Here is a 16,172-nt window from a genome sequence, read left to right on the forward strand (position 1 = left end):
TCCTTCCCAGGCGCTCGGGACACACAGGCGTTGTCGCCGCCGAAAAGGCCCCCTGTTGGTGCATACCTTCCGGGCGACGGGCACGAGGGGCGTGAATTCGTGCACCCGTTTGCCTGTTCCCCACAGGGCGAACGGGACCCGGCCATTCCCCCCGCACGGACGCCTCACCCTTGCACAACACACCAATGACCAACAAGGCACTCGGGCAACATCCGTCACTGTGAAACGTAGTCGGATTCCTCCGGCAACTCGCTTCCCCCGCATCGCCTTTCGGCATTCCATGCGCCCCGTGTGAAACAGGCGCACGCGCCGGCGTGACGCGCACGCTCCCGGCGCGCACCACCCCGTAGTGCACTGGATGCGGCCCTTCTCGGAGGCCCAGCGCAGGACGGCGGCTCTCCTGCGCCCACCGGGCCGCCGGCCTTGATCCTCCCGCCCTCGGCCGGCGGCCCCGAGGGCGGGGCGCGAGCACCGCTCGGGCGCCTTCAGATCTGCCAGGAGCGCAGCCGGTCCGCGGCACCGTAGACGTCGGTCTTGCCGTCGATCAGATCCCGCACGAGGTCGACGAGAGCGCCGTAGGGCGGGTCGATGCCGACCCCGCTGACGAACATGTACGCCACCGCCGTCGCGCAGGCGAACCGGGCGTTGGCGGACGGCAGGGGCCTGAGCAGCGCGAGGGTGTGCAGCAGGGCGGCGGCCCGCCAGGCCGGGTCGGAGTCGACGCCGAGGCGGGGCGGGTCGACGCGGTGCCGGGCGACGGCGGCGACCAGCGCGGAGAAGTCGTTGATGGTGGGCTGGTCGGGCAGGACCTCTTCGTGCCGCTGCAGCAGCCAGGGCACGTCGATGTGCAGGACGGGTGCCATGGGTCAGGCGACCCGCCCCTCGCCGTTCGCGGGTGGTTCGTCGTCCGGGAAGGCGGCGGCGAACTCGTCGGCGTGCGAGGCGAAGAACCGGCGGAAGGCCTCGGCGCCCTCCTGCAACGCGCGGTGCCGGGCTATGTCGGCCGCGGCGGCCTCCCGGACGAGCGCCTTCATCGACGTACCGCGTTCCTTGGCGATCTGCCGGAGGTCCTCAAGCTCGCGGTCGCTGAACTCCACATTCAGGGCTGGCATGCCTTCACGGTACCGCCGGGGTACTGAAGCGTAAATATCCCCTGGTCAACGTGGGTTTTCCATGGTACCTAAGAGGGTTGGTCAAAGCCGAGGACCAGGTCCGATTCCCGCCGGTTCCCGGCCGCGCGGTCCAGCAGACTCAAGACATGACGACGTACACGACGATCGACAGCCCCCTGGGCGAACTGCTCGTGGTGGGCGGGGAGAACGGGCTGGTGTCGCTGTCCGTGCCCGGGCAGCGCAACGCGCCGGCCGTACGCCCGCACTGGCGGCGCGACGACGCGGCGTTCGCGGAGGCCGCACGGCGGCTGAACGCGTACTTCGCCGGCCGCCGCACCCGCTTCGACCTGCCCCTCGCCCCCGCCGGGACGGAGTTCCAGCAGCGCGTGTGGCGGGCGCTGGAGGAGATCCCGTACGGCACCACGACGACGTACGGCGAACTCGCCGCACGGCTCGGCGTGCCGCGCGCGGAGATCCGGGCCGTGGGCGCCGCCGTCGGCGCCAACCCGCTGCTGCTCATCCGCCCCTGTCACCGGGTGATCGGCGCCGACGGCTCGATGCGCGGCTACGCGGGCGGAGTCGACCGCAAGGTGTGGCTGCTGACGCACGAAGGCGCGCTGCAGCCGACGCTGGTGTGAGGGAACGGAGCCGTCATGACCCCCACGGCCGCGCAGGTCCTCCGCCGGGCCGCCACGACCGACTGGGCCGCGCTCGCCGCCGAGCTGGACGCCTGCGGCAGCGCGCCGACCGGGCCGCTGCTCACGCCGGCCGAGTGCCGCGACCTGGCCGCCCTGTACGACGAGCCGGAGCGGTTCCGGACCACGGTCGACATGGCGCGCCACCGGTTCGGCTCCGGCGCCTACCGCTACTTCACCCACGACCTGCCGGCCCCGGTGGCCGCCCTGCGCGCCGCCCTGTACCCGAGGCTGCTGCCGATCGCCCGGGACTGGGCGGCCCGGCTGGGCCGTCCGGCGCCGTGGCCGGACTCCCTGCCCGAGTGGATCGAGCGATGCCACGCGGCCGGACAGGACCGCTCGGCGCAGATCCTGCTGCACTACACGCAGGGCGACTGGAACGCCCTGCACCGGGACGTCTTCGGCGAGTTGGTCTTCCCGTTGCAGGTGGTCGTCGGCCTCGACGCCTACGGCACCGACTACACCGGCGGCGAGTTCCTGATGGTCGAGCAGCGGCCCAGGGCCCAGTCCCGGGGCACGGCGACGGCACTGCCGCAGGGTCACGGCCTGGTCTTCACCACCCGGGACCGGCCGGTGCGCACCCGGCGCGGCTGGTCGGCCGGGGCGATGCGGCACGGCGTGAGCACCGTGCGCTCCGGCCGCCGGCGCGCCCTGGGCATCGTCTTCCACGACGCGTCCTGAGCGCCTCCGGCGCGGTACCGCGCAGCGCTCAGCTTCCGCCGGCGGCCGCCGGGTCCCGGGTGACGGGCTGCCGCCCGGCCGGGGCGCCGGGCCGTGACAGCCACCGCGGCAGGTACCAGGTGCGCTCGCCGAGCAGCGCCAGCACCGAGGGCAGCAGGACACCCCGCACGACGGTGGCGTCGAGCAGGATGGCCACGCCGAGCCCGACGCCCATCTGCTTGAAGTCCTGCATCGACAAGGTGGCGAGCACCGCGAACACGGCCACCATGATGACCGCCGCGCTGGTCACCACCCCGGCGGTGCTGCGGATGCCGTGGGTGACGGCCTGGCGGGTCGGAAGGCCGGAGTCGTGCGCCTCCCGTATCCGCGAGACGACGAACACGTGGTAGTCCATGGACAGCCCGAACAGGATGACGAACGCGAACAGCGGCAGCCACGACTCGATGGCGCCCACCCCGTGCGTGCCGACCAGACCGGCGCCCCAGCCGTGCTGGAAGACCGCGACCATGACGCCGAAGGCGGCCGCCACCGACAGCAGGTTCAGCAGGATCGAGACCACGGCGATGGTCAGCGACCGGAAGGAGACCAGCATCACCAGGAAGGCGACCGCCATGACGAAGGCGACCACCGGCACGATGCTGTGGCCCAGTTGGTCGTTGAAGTCCATGGAGAACGCGAGGTCCCCGGCGACATGAGCGCGCGCTCCGGGCACCGTGCCCAGGGTCGCGGGCACCACGTCCTCGCGCAGGGTGCGTACGGCACGCCGTGAGGTGTCGTCCGTTCCGCTGCCCGCCAGCGGCACGCTGATCTCCACGACGTTCTGCCGCTGATGGGTGGTGACCTGGACGGGCCGGTTGACCAGCCCGGTGCCGAGGGCGGTGGCGGTGAAGTCGCTCAGCGCCCGGCGCAGGGCCGGGGACTGGACGTCGTCGGCCTGCACCACCACCCGGGCGGGGCCGGGCCCGCCGGGGAAGGCGGCGCTGATGTGCCGGTAGGTCTGGATGATGGAGGTGTCGGCGGGCAACTGCTTGTCCAGGCTGAGGCGTTCGGTGTGCAGGGTGAGGACGGGGGCGGCGAGCAGCAGCAGGAACGCTCCGGCCGTGGCCGCCGAGACGGCCGGCCGCGACAGCACCCGGCGCAGGATCGCGCCCCACACCCGGCTGCCGCCCCGGGGGCGGCGCAGTCGGCCGAGGCCGGGGATGCGGCCCAGGTCCACCCGGTCGCCGAGCAGGGACAGCAGGGCGGGCAGCACCGTTACCGAACCCAGCATGGCGACCAGGACCACCAGGATCGTCCCCACCGCGAACCCGTCGAACAGCAGCATGCCGGACAGGAACATGCCCGACATGGCCACCACCACGGTCAGGCCGGACACCAGGACCGAGCGTCCGGAGGTGGCGGCGGCGATCCGCAGGGCCGTCGCCGCATCCGCTCCCTTCGCCCGCTCCTCGCGTTCCCGGCGCAGGTAGAACATGCAGTAGTCCACGCCGACGGCCAGTCCCAGCAGCAGCACCACCGAACTGGTGGTGTCGTCGACGTGCATCCGGTGGCTGATCACCGCGAGCAGGCCGTCGGCGGCGAGGAAGGCGGTCACCGCCAGCACCACCGGCAGCGTGGCGGCGAGCAGCGCGCCGAAGGCCGCCAGCAGGATGCCCAGGGCCAGCGGGATGGCCGTCCACTCGGCGCGGTGGAAGTCCTTGAGGATGGTGTCCTGGAACCACTTGCCGCCGCTCGCCTCGCCGTACTGCTCCAGGCGCAGGTCCGGGTGGGCGGCGCGGACCCGGTCCACGGCGTCCAGCACCGGCTGCACCCGCTGGTAGGCGGTGCTCGCCTTGCCGGTGAGGGAGAACTCGACGAGCACGCTGTGCCGGTCGGCGGAGACCAGGCCGGCGGTGTACGGGTCGCGCAGGTCGCTCACCTCGCCGGTGGCCCGCAGCCCGGACATCAGCTGCCGCACGGTCGTCCGGAACGCGGTCGCGGTGGCGCGGCCGGTGTCGCTGTGCACCAGCACCATCTCGTCCGCGGGCGGCAGCAGGCCGTTGCGGTCCAGGATGTGCCACGCGCGGGCGGTCTCGCCGGTGGCGTACTCCTGGTCGTTCATGTGCTGCTGACCCGCCGCCGAGCCGGCCAGCGTGGCGGCGACCACGAAGACGAGCCAGCCCACGACGGCGAGGGCCCGGTGCCGGGCGCTCCAACCGCCCAGCCGCGCGGCGAGGTTGTGTGCGTGTGTCATGGACGCCCCCTGCACGCTCCCCACCACCCGGCGTCACTCCCCGGTGCGGCGCCGTGCGGTGGCCGTTGTCTCCAACCCTTGCGACGCCCGCGGCCCCCGCGCAGGGGGCCGAAGGTCCCGGGACAGGGGCCGGTCTCCGGCGCCGTCCCTTCACCGGCGCCCCCGGACGGCACGGCTCAACCGCGCGCCCACAGTCCCCGGCGCTGGTAACCCGCTTCCCAGAACAGCCGGTTGAGGGCGCGCACGGGCGGTGGCAGGGCGCCCAGGAAGCGGGCGCGGTCGGCGGGCGGGACGCCGTCGACGATCCACGGCACGAACAGGGCGGCACCGCGCAGACCCTGGGTCCGGCGGATGCGGCCGGTGAAGGCGGCCCAGTCCGCGTCCGTCAGGACGTCCTGCATCAGGGGCAGGGCGCTGTCCTCCTCGTGCTTGAGGTGGTCGTCGAGCGTGGCCGTCAACGCGCGGACGAGGTCCGGCAGTTCGGGTGCCCGCTCGGTGAGCGCGGTGTCGACGGCGGCGAGCAGGGGGTCGATGCGGGCGTGCTCGGCCTCCATGTCGTCGAGCAGGGCGAGGTCCCGGGAGCGTCCCGCCACGCGCTCGCGCACCCGCGGCCACAGGTCGCTGTCCTCGGCGGTGTGGTGGATGTGCAGCTGGTGGGTGAAGTTCTCCCAGCCGGCCCGCACGCCGGCCGTGCCCGCCCGGTGCTCGGCCACGGCCTGCGCCAGGCGTTCCAGGTCGCGCCGGAAGGCGTCGTGGGAGGCGTACATCGGGGTGAAGTCGATGCTCATCTGGTCGCTTCCTCCGGTCTGCGTCGGTCTCGCGTTCAAGAGGGCGCGACGGCCGGCGAGTGTGACACCGCCCGTCCTCGCTGAGACCTGCGTCACAACCGGGCCCGCCGATGTCACATTCGGACCCCTCCCGGCCCTCGAAGTAGTGAGCGCGGCACCGGGGAGGCCCTTCATGAACGAGAGCACCGTCACCGACGAGGCGACCGATGTCTTCATCGACCATCGGCAGCTGCTGTTCAGCCTCGTCTACAACATGCTGGGCAGCGTCGCGGACACCGAGGACGTGCTGCAGGAGACGTGGCTGTCGTGGTCGGCCAGGGGCGCCGACGGGATCGCCAACCCCCGCGCCTACCTGGTCCGCATCGCCGTGAACCACGCCATCCAGCGGCGCGCCGTCATCACCCGCCGCCGCGAGACGTACGTCGGCCCGTGGCTGCCGGAGCCGCTGGTGGCCGACGACGACGGCGCCGACGCGCCGGCCCTGCGCACCGAGTCCGTCTCCCTCGCGATGCTGGTGGTGCTGGAGTCACTGACCCCGCTGGAGCGCGCGGTGTTCGTGCTGGGCGAGGTGTTCGGGTACGCCCACACCGAGATCGCGGACATCATCGACCGCACTCCGGCGGCCGTACGCCAGCTCGCGCACCGGGCACGGGGCCATGTGCACGCCCGGCGGCCGCGGTACACGGCGCATCCGCGGGTGCGGCAGGAGGCGACCGAGCGGTTCGTGCGGGCCGCGCTCGGCGGGGACATCGCCGCGCTGATGGAGATCCTGGCGCCCGACGTGACGGTGTGGACGGACGCCGGCGGCAACCGCAAGGGCGCGGGGCTGCGTCCGGTGCACGGCCGCGACAAGGCGATCCGCCTGATCACCTCGCGTGCCGGCCGCCGCGGGGAAAGGGGGCTGGACCTCTGCTACCGGCGCGTCAACGGCGACGCCGCGGCCGTCCTGTTCGAGGGCGAGGAGCCCTACGCCGTGATGGTCATGGACCTCACCCCCGAGGGCGACCGGATCAACGGCGTCTACATCGTCTCCAACCCCGACAAGCTCACGCACGTGCACAAGGAGGAGGCATGAGAGCGACCGAGGCGCCCGGGCGGGGTGAGCGGGTCGCCGACTGGCTCGACGGCCGGCTCGGCACCCACACGCTCGGCCGGAAGTACCTGCGCAAGGTCTTCCCCGACCACTGGTCCTTCCTGCTGGGCGAGATCTGCCTGTACAGCTTCGTCGTGCTGATCCTGACCGGCGTCTACCTCACCCTGTTCTTCCACCCGTCGATGAACGAGGTGACGTACCACGGCGGTTACGTCCCCCTCAACGGCGTGCGCATGTCCGAGGCGTACGCCTCCACCCTGCACATCAGCTTCGACGTGCGCGGCGGCCTGCTGATCCGGCAGCTGCACCACTGGGCGGCGCTGGTCTTCGTCGCCGGGATGCTCACGCACATGATGCGGCACTTCTTCACGGGCTCCTTCCGCAAGCCCCGCGAGGTCAACTGGCTGTTCGGCTGGACGCTGCTGTTCCTGGGCCTGTTCGAGGGGCTGTTCGGCTACTCGCTGCCGGACGACCTGCTCTCGGGCACGGGCCTGCGCTTCGTCAACGGCGCGCTGCTGTCGGTGCCGGTCGTCGGGACCTACCTGTCGCTGTTCCTGTTCGGCGGGGAGTTCCCCGGTCACGACATCGTGGCCCGCTTCTACTCGCTGCACATCCTGTTGATCCCCGGCGTCATGGCCGCGCTCGTCGTGGCGCACCTCATCCTCGTCGTGTACCACAAGCACACCCAGTTCGCGGGCCCCGGGCGGACCGAACGCAACGTCGTCGGCACGCCGTTCATGCCGGTGTACCTGGCGAAGGCGGGCGGCTTCTTCTTCCTGGTCTTCGGCGCGCTGAGCCTGATCGCGGCGGTGGCGACGATCAACCCGGTCTGGGTGTACGGCCCCTTCCGCCCCGATCAGGTCTCCACCGGCGCCCAGCCCGACTGGTACCTGGGCTTCGCGGAGGGCCTGGTGCGGGTGATGCCCGGCTGGGAGATCACGCTGTGGGGCCACACGCTGGTCCTGGGCGTGCTGATCCCGGTCGTGGTCTTCCCGCTGCTGCTCGTCTTCATCGGGATCTACCCGTTCCTGGAGTCCCGGGTGACCGGGGACCGGCGCGAGCACCATCTGCTGGACCGCCCCCGCAACCGCCCGAACCGGACGGCGATCGGGGCGGCCTGGATCAGCCTCTATCTGGTCCTGCTGGCGGGCGGCGGCAACGACATCGTCGCCACCCGCCTGCATCTGTCGATCAACGCCGTCACCTGGACGGTCCGCGTCGCGGTCTTCGTCCTGCCCGCGGTCGTCTTCGCCGCCACCCGTCGCATCTGCCTCGGGCTGCAACTGCGCGACCGGGAGCTGGTGTTGCACGGCCGGGAGACCGGCGTGATCAAGCGGCTGCCGCACGGCGAGTACGTCGAGGTGCACCAGCCGCTCGATCAGGCCCGGCTCCACACGCTCACCGCCCACGAGCGCCCCGGGGAGCTCGTGGGCCATGAGGTCAGCCCTGGTCCGCGACGAACGACGCCATCCGCGCCAGGGCCGCGTTCCAGTTGATCGCCGTCTCGTTCGTCGACCAGGACTGGATGTCGTCGATGTAGCAGAACTGGCCGACGCAGCCGGTGAGTTTGCTCTGTGCGTAGGGGTCCTGGATGGAGGAGTTCGGCCCGCCCGCGAGCGTTCCCCTCGGCGGGTTGGGCAGGTTCGGGTCGAGTTCGTGGGCGTACCAGCGGCTGTGCTGGTTGTGCGCGTTGGCCTCGCCGTAACCGGTGACGTAGGACATGTTCAGCGCGTTGCGGCCGAGGATGTAGTCCATGCTCTGCACCGCGCCGTCACGGTACTTGGCCGCGCCGGTGATGTCGTAGGCGGTGGCGAGGACGACGGCGTTGTTCAGGATCTGGTGGTTGGAGCCCCAGTCGTAGACGTTGCCGTCGGGGGCGTACGGCATGCCGTACGGCTGCGCGGTGAGGGTGGCCAGGTAGCGGTCGGCGCCCTTGACCACCGAGGCGCGCACCTTGTCCCGGCCGGGCAGCGCGCTCGGCACCGTCGCCAGGTCCAGCCGGCCCGCGGCGGCCGTCCGGGACCAGTCGAAGCCGGTGGGGCCGAAGATGTCGGCGCTGTTCACCGGGGAGTTGACGACGTAGTCCGCGAACTGCTTCTCGCCGGTGGTGAGATACAGCTCCGCCGCCGCCCAGTAGAACTCGTCGGTGGCGTTGGTGTCGTCGTAGGTGCCGCCGCCGGTGCCGTCGGCGGCCGAGGCGTAGAGGTCGGGGTGGGCGAGGGCGGCCGTCCATGCCTTGCGGGCGGCGGTCAGGGCCTTCGCCGCGAAGGCGCGGTCGTAGGGGCGGTAGAGCCGGGCGGCCTGGGCCGCGGTCGCCGCCAGGTTGAGCGTCGCCTGCGTGGACGGCGGGTGCAGTTCACGCTTTTGCGGGTCCTCGCTCGGCAGCAGCGGCAGGCCGGTCCACTGCTCGTCGTGGATCTTGTGGTGGGCCATGCCGGCCAGCGGCTGCCCGTCCGGTACCTGCATCTTCAGCAGGAACTCCAGCTCCCAGCGGGCCTCGTCCAGGATGTCGGGCACCTTGTTGCCGCTCTCCGGGATGACGAGGGTGCCGTCGCGCAGCTTGCCCGACTCCCCTGTGCGGGCGAGCAGTTCACGCTCGTAGGTGCTCAGCAGCTCCCAGGTGGAGATGCCGCCGTTGACGACGTACTTGCCGTGGTCGCCCGCGTCGTACCAGCCGCCGGTGACGTCGAGGGTGTAGTCGCACACCCCGGGCTGGCAGGGAACGTGGGCGTCGCCCTGGTTGGGCGCCACGTCGACATGCCCGGCGGCACGGCCGTACCCGGGCCGCAGGGTGTCGGAGATCGCGATGCCGCTGCGCTGCGTGTAGTAGTACTTCAGCGAGTCCAGCCGCAGCTGCTCGTAGGCGGCGGTGCCGATGTCGAACGGGCGGCTCGTCTCCCCGTCGGCGACGAGCGTGAAGCCCTTGCCCGGCCTGCGGTAGGCGCCGAAGTCGATCGAGTGGACGTTCTGTCCGGAGGAGGCGTCGACGCCGCGCGGCACGGTCCAGCCGTGGGCCACGGTCGTTCCGCCGGCGTTCTTCAGCTGCCAGGGCAGCTTCGTCGTGGCGTCGGTGACGAGGGTGGCGTTCTTCGGGCCGGAGGGCAGGTAGGCGACCTGGTTGACGCGCACCCGCGGTCCGGTGTCCGGCTCGTACACCTCGGGCGGCACCCCGCCCAGCAGCGACACGTCGTCCATGCAGAACCGCCAGGCGTCCGCGCCGCCGCCGACCTGGAAGGCGACCTGGGCCTGGCTGGTGTCGACGGGCGAGGTGAAGGTGTAGGAGTACGTGTCCCCGGAGACGCTCAGCTGCGGGCTCACCTCGAACCAGGTGTCGTACGGCGAGACCTGTAGCCCCACGATCGCGCGCGCGACGTGTCCCTCCGGCGAACCGGAGGCCGTGAAGGAGAACTTGTACGACTCCCCCTTCACCAGGGTCACGTCGTTCTGCCCGACGGCCGCGTCCCAGCGGTTGGTGGTGCCGCCCGGCACGTCCGCGCACAGCCTGCCGTCGGACAGGCCCGCGGTGACGTTGGCGGTCGTCCACCAGGGGTCGGTGGTGGTGTCGAAGGTGCCGTTCTTCAGCTGCTCGACCTCGTCGGCGGCGGCCGGACCGGCGGGCAGGCCGGTGAGGGCGGTGCCCAGCAGGGCGGCCAGGGTGAGCAGGACGGTTCTGCGTCGTTTCACGTCTGGGCTCCTCATGGTGAGGTGCGGGTGACGCTCGCCATCGCCATGGGAGCGCTCCCAGATGCGGACGCAGCACATGTTTGTTCGCGCCATGACACCGCGTCAACGGTCCGGACGGGACGGATTTCCCGCCCGGACCGCCGCCGCGGTCAGCCCGCCGGCACCTCCAGCCTGCTGATCCGCACCGCACCCGCCGCCTCGCCCGGGCGGGCGCTGGTCAGGGTCAGCCGCAGCCGGGAGCCGCTCACCGCGTCGAAGGTGACGACGGTCGGCGCGTCCGAGGAGGTCGCCCAGTCGACGGACGCCCCCGTGACCGGCACGAACTTCGCACCGTTCCACACCGCCGCCTCGACGGAGGCCGGCAGGCTGTGCGTCGCGTCCACGGTGAAGGAGATCTCCGCCCGGCTCAGGGTGCGGCTGCGCCCGAAGTCCACCGAGACCCAGTCCTTCGGCCGGGCGCCGTTGAAGGCGGGCAGCAGCGCCGTGGCCGACTTGACGAAGGCGTTGGACCAGCCGGTGCTCGCGTCGCCGTCGAGCATCGCGGCGGGCAGCGTGTCCGGGCGCCCGGAGTAACTGGCGTCGGCGTGGGGGTGGTCCGGCGCGGCGGGCGGGTCGGGCCGGAACGCCGGGGCGGGGGTGGTCGCGGCCGAACGGGCGGGCGTGGTGCGTACGGTGGCCGTGCCCGCACGCAACCCCTGTGCCCGTGCCGTCACCTTCAGGCGGCCCGCCCGGGTGCCGGAACGCACGATGGCGAGGGCCTTGCCGTGGAAGGCGGTCCGGGTGCCGGCCTGGTAGCGCTCGGCGCTCTCCTGGCGGCCGTTGTCGAGCCCGGCGAGGGAGCCGCCCTCGACGTCGAAGGTGATCAGGTCCTCGGCGTCGGGCACCACCACCCCGTGCGCGTCGACGACTTCGGCGGTCACGAAGACCAGGGACCGGCCGTCCGCGGCGAGCGACGCGCGGTCGGCGGTGAGCCGTACGGCGTGGGCCGCGCCCGCGGTCCGCAGCACGTCGGTGGCGACCGCCCTGCCGTTCCTCCTGGCCACCGCCTTCAACTCGCCCGGCGCGAACGGCACCTTCCACACCAGGTGCAGCTTGCCCGCGCTGCCGTTCGGGCTGGTGTAACTGCCGGGATAGGGACCGCTGGTGAAGGTCTTGTCGTCGCCGGTCGCCTCGGTGGTCTCCAGGTAGACGCGCCCGTCGGTGGTCTTCTTCGTGTCGAAGGAACGCACGCCCAGCGACCGGCCGTTGAGGAACAGCTCCACGGTCTCGACGTTGGCGTACGCCCACACCTCGACCGTCTCGCCCTCCTCGTGGTTCCAGCTCATGGGCAGCAGGTGGACCATGGGCTCCTCGGTCCACTGGCTGCGGAAGAGGTGGTACATGTCCTTGGGGAATCCGGCCGTGTCGACCGCGCCGAAGAAGGACGCCTTGACCGGGAAGACGTTGTACGGGGTCGGCTCGCCGATGTAGTCGATGCCGGACCACAGGAACTGCCCGGCGAACCACTTGCGGTCCCGGTCCTTCTTGTGGCCGTACTCGCCGCTCATGGTCCACGAGGCGAGGTTGTTGTCGTACGAGGAGGTCGCGCGCTTGCCCGGGGTGTGGTTCTCACCGGTGTTGAGGTGTTCCGGCTCCTGGTAGGTGCCGCGCGTGGAGGTCTCGGACGACGACTCGGACTCGAACAGGAACAGGTGCGGGTAGGCCGCGTGCAGGGCGTCCACCGACTTGGCGGTGTTGTAGTTGAGACCGAGGCCGTCGAGCTTGGCGAGCATGAGGTCGGCCGCGGAGCCCTTGGCGGGCACGCTGCGGTACTTGTCGGAGCCGATGACCAGCGGGCGGGTGTCGTCGGCCGCCTTGATGGCGGCGATGATCCGGTCGGCCATGGCGAGGCCGGCGGTGGAGGTGGAGTCGGGGATCTCGTTGCCGATCGACCACAGCACCACGGCGGGCGAGTTGCGGGCCGCGAGGACCATCTCGGTGGCGTCCCTCTCGCACCACTCGTCGAAGAAGCGGCCGTAGTCGTACGTGGTCTTGCCGGTCCGCCAGCAGTCGAAGGCCTCCACCATCATCACGATGCCCAGCTCCTCGCAGACCTCGATCATCTGCGGAGAGGGCGGGTTGTGGGAGGTGCGGAAGGCGTTGACGCCCATCGACTTCATCAGGGTCATCTGCCTGCGCACCGCGTCGACGCTGATCGCGGCGCCGAGCGCGCCCTGGTCGTGGTGCAGGTCGACGCCCTTGATCTTGGTGTGGGTGCCGTTGAGGGAGAAGCCCTCGTCCGGGTCGAAGCGGTAGGTGCGGATGCCGAAGACCGTGCGGTAGGTGTCGACGATCGCGCCGCCGACGCGCAGTTCCGTCTCCAGGGTGTAGCGGTGCGGAGTGGCGAAGTCCCACACCTTCGGGTTCGCCACGGTCAGTTCGTGGGTCTCGGCGGCCTTGTCGGTGACGTCGGCCGTGCTGGTCGCGCGGGCCACCGTGCGGCCGTCGGGGTCCTTGACCGTGGAGCGGACCTCCACCCGGGCGGCGGCGCCGGACTCGTTCAGCACGCTGGTCCGCACCCGGACCAGCGCCCGCTCCTTCGTGATGTCGGGAGTGGTGACGTAGGTGCCCCAGCGCTCCACGTGCACGGGTTCGGTGATCACGAGGCGGGCCTCGCGGTAGATGCCGCTGCCGGAGTACCAGCGGCTGCTGGGCAGCCGGTTCTGCACCTTCACCGCGATCACGTTCTCGGTCGTGCCGTCGGTGTGCAGCAGGTCGGTGAGGTCGAAGGCGAAGCCGGTGTAGCCGTAGGGGTGGCGGCCGGCCTGGGTGCCGTTGCAGTAGACGTACGAGTCCATGTAGACCCCGTCGAACTCCACCGAGATCCGCTTGCCGGCGTAGGCGGGCGGCAGGGTGAAGGCGAGGCGGTACCAGCCGAGGCCGCCCGGGAAGAAGCCGGTGCCACTGGTGGTGCCGTTCTGTGTCGTCGGGGCCAGTTCGATGCTCCAGTCGTGCGGCACCGCCACCTCACGCCACGCCGAGTCGTCGTAGCCGGGGTCGGCGGCCTGCGCGTAGGCGCCGGTCGGATCGGTGATCCCGCCCGGGTCGACCAGCGCGAAGCGCCAGCCGTCGCGCAGGGCGACGGTACGGCGGCCCGGTGCGCCGGCGACGGCCTCGGCGGCACGCGCCACCGGACCGCCCAGGAAGACGCCGGCCGCCGGGGCGGCGGCGGAGGCGAGCAAAACCGATCTGCGAGTGACCGTCATGGCGGCTCTCCCTCATCAGGGCCCAGAAGTACTCACAACTGATCGCGAACACACAGATTCTGACGGCGCCCCACACACGGCCGTCAAGGGTCCGGAGCCGCCCTTCTGTCCCCCTCATGACAACGACCGAATATGCCTCTTGACTACTCGGCCGACAGGCACTCGGGGGTTCCCGTCCGTGCGCAAGCCCGACGCACTAGGCTGGAACTCAAGTGACGCGCTTGTTCACTGTGAGTGTGCGCAATGGAGTGGCGACGATGAGCCCGGTCTACCCGTTCGACGATGCCGCGACGGCACGGGCTGTCATCGACGACTTCGGCACGCTGGTGGAGTGGAACGCCGGCGCCGAGCGGCTGCTGGGCTGGCCGGCCGCCGACGTCCTCGGCAGACCGGCCGCGAACCTGCTGGTCACAGACGCCGACGACGGCGTGCTGCCGCCGGTCGGGCCACGCTGGGACGGCACCGTGACGCTGCGCCACCGCGGCGGCCGTCCGCTCTCCGTGTGGCTGCTCGCCCACCACCGGCCGCCCCGGGACGGAGCCCCGGGCCGGTGGCTCGTCGTCACCCCGCTGGACGGCGGCGGCCCCCGCTCCCCCGACGACCCGCTGGCCACGGCGGCGCTGATCCAGTCACCCTGTGCCGTCGCCGTCTACGACGACCGGCTGCGGCTGCGCCGGGTCAACGACGCCATGGCCGAGGTGATCGGCCTGCCGGAGGAGCGCATGCAGGGGCTGCGCCTGCCGGAGATCGGCGGCAAACCCCAGAGCGAGGACCTGGAGGCCGACATGGTGGAGGTCCTCACCAGCGGGCGGCCCCGGGACGTGCAGACGTACATGCGCACCGGCGGCGAGGACCGCGCGCACGCCTGGCTGGCCCGGATGGCCCCCATCAGGGACGCCGGCGGACGGGTGCGGGGCGTATGCCTGGCCGCGCACGACTTCACCGACAACTACCTCGCCCGCGAGCGCCTACAGCTGGTCAACGAGGCGAGCGTACGCATCGGCACCACCCTCGACGTCACCCGGACGGCCCAGGAGCTGGCCGACGTCTGCGTCCCCGCCCTCGCCGACTTCGTCAGCGTCGACCTGCTGGACCCGCAGGACGACGGCGAGCTGCCCGCGACGCTCCGCACGCCGATCGGCCTGCGCCGTGCCGCGCACCAGTCGGTGAGCCCCGGCAGCCCGGAGGCGGTCACCAAGCTCGGGCAGCTGGAACAGTACCCTCCGTCCTCGCCGCAGGCCGACTCCCTGACCGCGGGCCGCACGATCGTCGGCTCCGTGGCCTCCGGGGAACTCGACCACTGGCTCACCTGGGACAAGGCGCGCGGGGAACGCGTGAAGGAGATCGGCATCCACTCCGTGATGTCCGTGCCGGTCCAGGCCCGCGGGCTGACCCTCGGCGTCGCGGTCCTCAGCCGGTTCAAGCGGCTCGATCCGTTCACGGCGGACGACGTGCTGCTGGCCGAGGAGGTCACCGCCCGCGCCGCCGTCTGCATCGACAACGCCCGCCGCTTCTCCCGCGAGCGCGAGACCGCCCTCGCCCTCCAGCGCAGCCTGCTGCCCCGCTCGCTGCCGCGCACGGCCGCGGTGGCCGCCGCCTCCCGCTATCTGCCGGCCGCGCGCGCCGGCGTCGGCGGCGACTGGTTCGACGTGATCCCGCTGTCCGGCATGCGGGTCGCCATGGTCGTCGGCGACGTGGTCGGCCACGGCATCCAGGCCTCGGCCACCATGGGCCGGCTGCGCACCGCCGTGCGCACCCTCGCCGACATCGACCTGGCCCCCGACGAGCTGCTCACCCACCTCGACGACCTGGTGGTCCGGCTGTCCGCGGAGTCCGGCGGCGACGGCAGCCCCGGCGAGGTCGGCGCCACCTGCCTGTACGCGGTCTACGACCCGGTGTCCCGGCGCTGCACGATGGCCCGGGCCGGACATCCGCCACCGGTCGTGCTGCCGCCCGGCGGTCAGCCCCGCCAGGTCGAGCTGCCCGCCGGACCCCCGCTGGGGCTGGGCGGGCTGCCGTTCGAGTGCGCCGAGCTCGACCTCGCCGAGGGCAGCGTGCTGTCGCTCTACACGGACGGGCTGATCGAGAGCCGGGACCGGGACGTGGACGCCGGCCACCGGCTGCTGTGCGAGGCGCTGTCGACGTACGCCGACTCGCTGGACGAGACCTGCGACCGCATCCTGCACACGCTGCTGCCGGTCGGCGGCGCGCACGACGACGTGGCGCTGCTGCTGGCCCGCACCCGTGGCCTGCCCGCCTCCCAGGTCGCCACCTGGGACATCCCGGCCGACCCGTCGCTGGTCGCGCCCATCCGCAAGCAGGTGGTCGAGCAGCTGGACACCTGGGGGCTGCCGGAGGCGACGTTCACCGCCGAACTGGTGGTCAGCGAACTGGTCACCAACGCCATCCGCTACGGCGCCCACCCCATCCGGCTGCGGCTGATCCACGACGCGACCACGCTGATCTGCGAGGTGTCCGACACCAGCCACACGGCCCCGCACCTGCGCCGCGCCAAGACCTGGGACGAGGGCGGGCGCGGTCTGCTGCTGGTCGCCCAGCTCACCCAGCGCTGGGGCAGCCGGCACACGACGGACGGCAAGACGATCTGGGCGGAGATCGGCCTGCTCGGGGAGGACTGACC

General features: G+C 72.0%; 11 protein-coding genes. 5 read left to right on the forward strand and 6 right to left on the reverse strand.

Annotated features, from left to right (window positions below):
* Positions 1-485: 485 nt before the first annotated feature.
* Together ACYF6T_RS00695 and ACYF6T_RS00700 are read right to left on the reverse strand one after the other, a co-directional pair.
* Positions 486-863 (reverse strand): toxin Doc, encoded by a 378-nt coding sequence (locus tag ACYF6T_RS00695; protein WP_461692493.1) that lies wholly within the window; start codon positions 861-863, stop codon positions 486-488.
* 3 nt (positions 864-866) lie between these two features.
* Positions 867-1,112, reverse strand: coding sequence for a hypothetical protein (locus ACYF6T_RS00700; protein ID WP_461692494.1), 246 nt, complete (start codon positions 1,110-1,112; stop codon positions 867-869).
* Positions 1,113-1,258: 146 nt separating this feature from the next.
* Here ACYF6T_RS00700 and ACYF6T_RS00705 point away from each other — a divergent pair, with 146 nt between their 5' ends.
* Entirely contained in the window at positions 1,259-1,750 is a 492-nt protein-coding gene (locus ACYF6T_RS00705) for a methylated-DNA--[protein]-cysteine S-methyltransferase (RefSeq protein WP_461692495.1), read from the forward strand.
* A 15-nt stretch (positions 1,751-1,765) separates the two neighbouring features.
* A complete protein-coding gene (locus ACYF6T_RS00710) occupies positions 1,766-2,488 on the forward strand; it encodes a 2OG-Fe(II) oxygenase (RefSeq protein WP_461692496.1) in 723 nt (240 codons plus the stop codon).
* A 28-nt stretch (positions 2,489-2,516) separates the two neighbouring features.
* Here ACYF6T_RS00710 and ACYF6T_RS00715 read toward each other — a convergent pair whose 3' ends face one another.
* On the reverse strand, positions 2,517-4,721 hold the full coding sequence (locus tag ACYF6T_RS00715) for an MMPL family transporter (protein ID WP_461692498.1): 2,205 nt from the start codon (positions 4,719-4,721) through the stop codon (positions 2,517-2,519).
* A 176-nt stretch (positions 4,722-4,897) separates the two neighbouring features.
* A complete protein-coding gene (locus ACYF6T_RS00720) occupies positions 4,898-5,509 on the reverse strand; it encodes a hemerythrin domain-containing protein (RefSeq protein ID WP_461692499.1) in 612 nt (203 codons plus the stop codon).
* A 172-nt stretch (positions 5,510-5,681) separates the two neighbouring features.
* Here ACYF6T_RS00720 and sigJ point away from each other — a divergent pair, with 172 nt between their 5' ends.
* A complete protein-coding gene (sigJ, locus tag ACYF6T_RS00725) occupies positions 5,682-6,584 on the forward strand; it encodes an RNA polymerase sigma factor SigJ (RefSeq protein ID WP_461692500.1) in 903 nt (300 codons plus the stop codon).
* A complete protein-coding gene (gene qcrB / locus ACYF6T_RS00730) occupies positions 6,581-8,098 on the forward strand; it encodes a cytochrome bc1 complex cytochrome b subunit (RefSeq protein WP_461692502.1) in 1,518 nt (505 codons plus the stop codon). Before sigJ ends, qcrB begins: the two co-directional genes overlap by 4 nt.
* Here qcrB and ACYF6T_RS00735 read toward each other — a convergent pair.
* Complete coding sequence (locus tag ACYF6T_RS00735) at positions 8,043-10,286, reverse strand: glycoside hydrolase family 9 protein (RefSeq protein ID WP_461692504.1); 2,244 nt, start codon at positions 10,284-10,286, stop codon at positions 8,043-8,045. The two genes, qcrB and ACYF6T_RS00735, sit on opposite strands and share 56 nt — an antisense overlap.
* A gap of 149 nt (positions 10,287-10,435) precedes the next feature.
* On the reverse strand, positions 10,436-13,531 hold the full coding sequence (locus ACYF6T_RS00740) for a glycoside hydrolase family 2 TIM barrel-domain containing protein (RefSeq protein ID WP_461692506.1): 3,096 nt from the start codon (positions 13,529-13,531) through the stop codon (positions 10,436-10,438).
* Between the two features lie 257 nt (positions 13,532-13,788).
* On the opposite strand from ACYF6T_RS00740, the gene ACYF6T_RS00745 reads away from it, so the two are divergent.
* Complete coding sequence (locus ACYF6T_RS00745) at positions 13,789-16,170, forward strand: SpoIIE family protein phosphatase (protein WP_461692508.1); 2,382 nt, start codon at positions 13,789-13,791, stop codon at positions 16,168-16,170.
* Positions 16,171-16,172: the final 2 nt, after the last annotated feature.

It is taken from the genome of Streptomyces sp. 7R007, assembly GCF_054850255.1.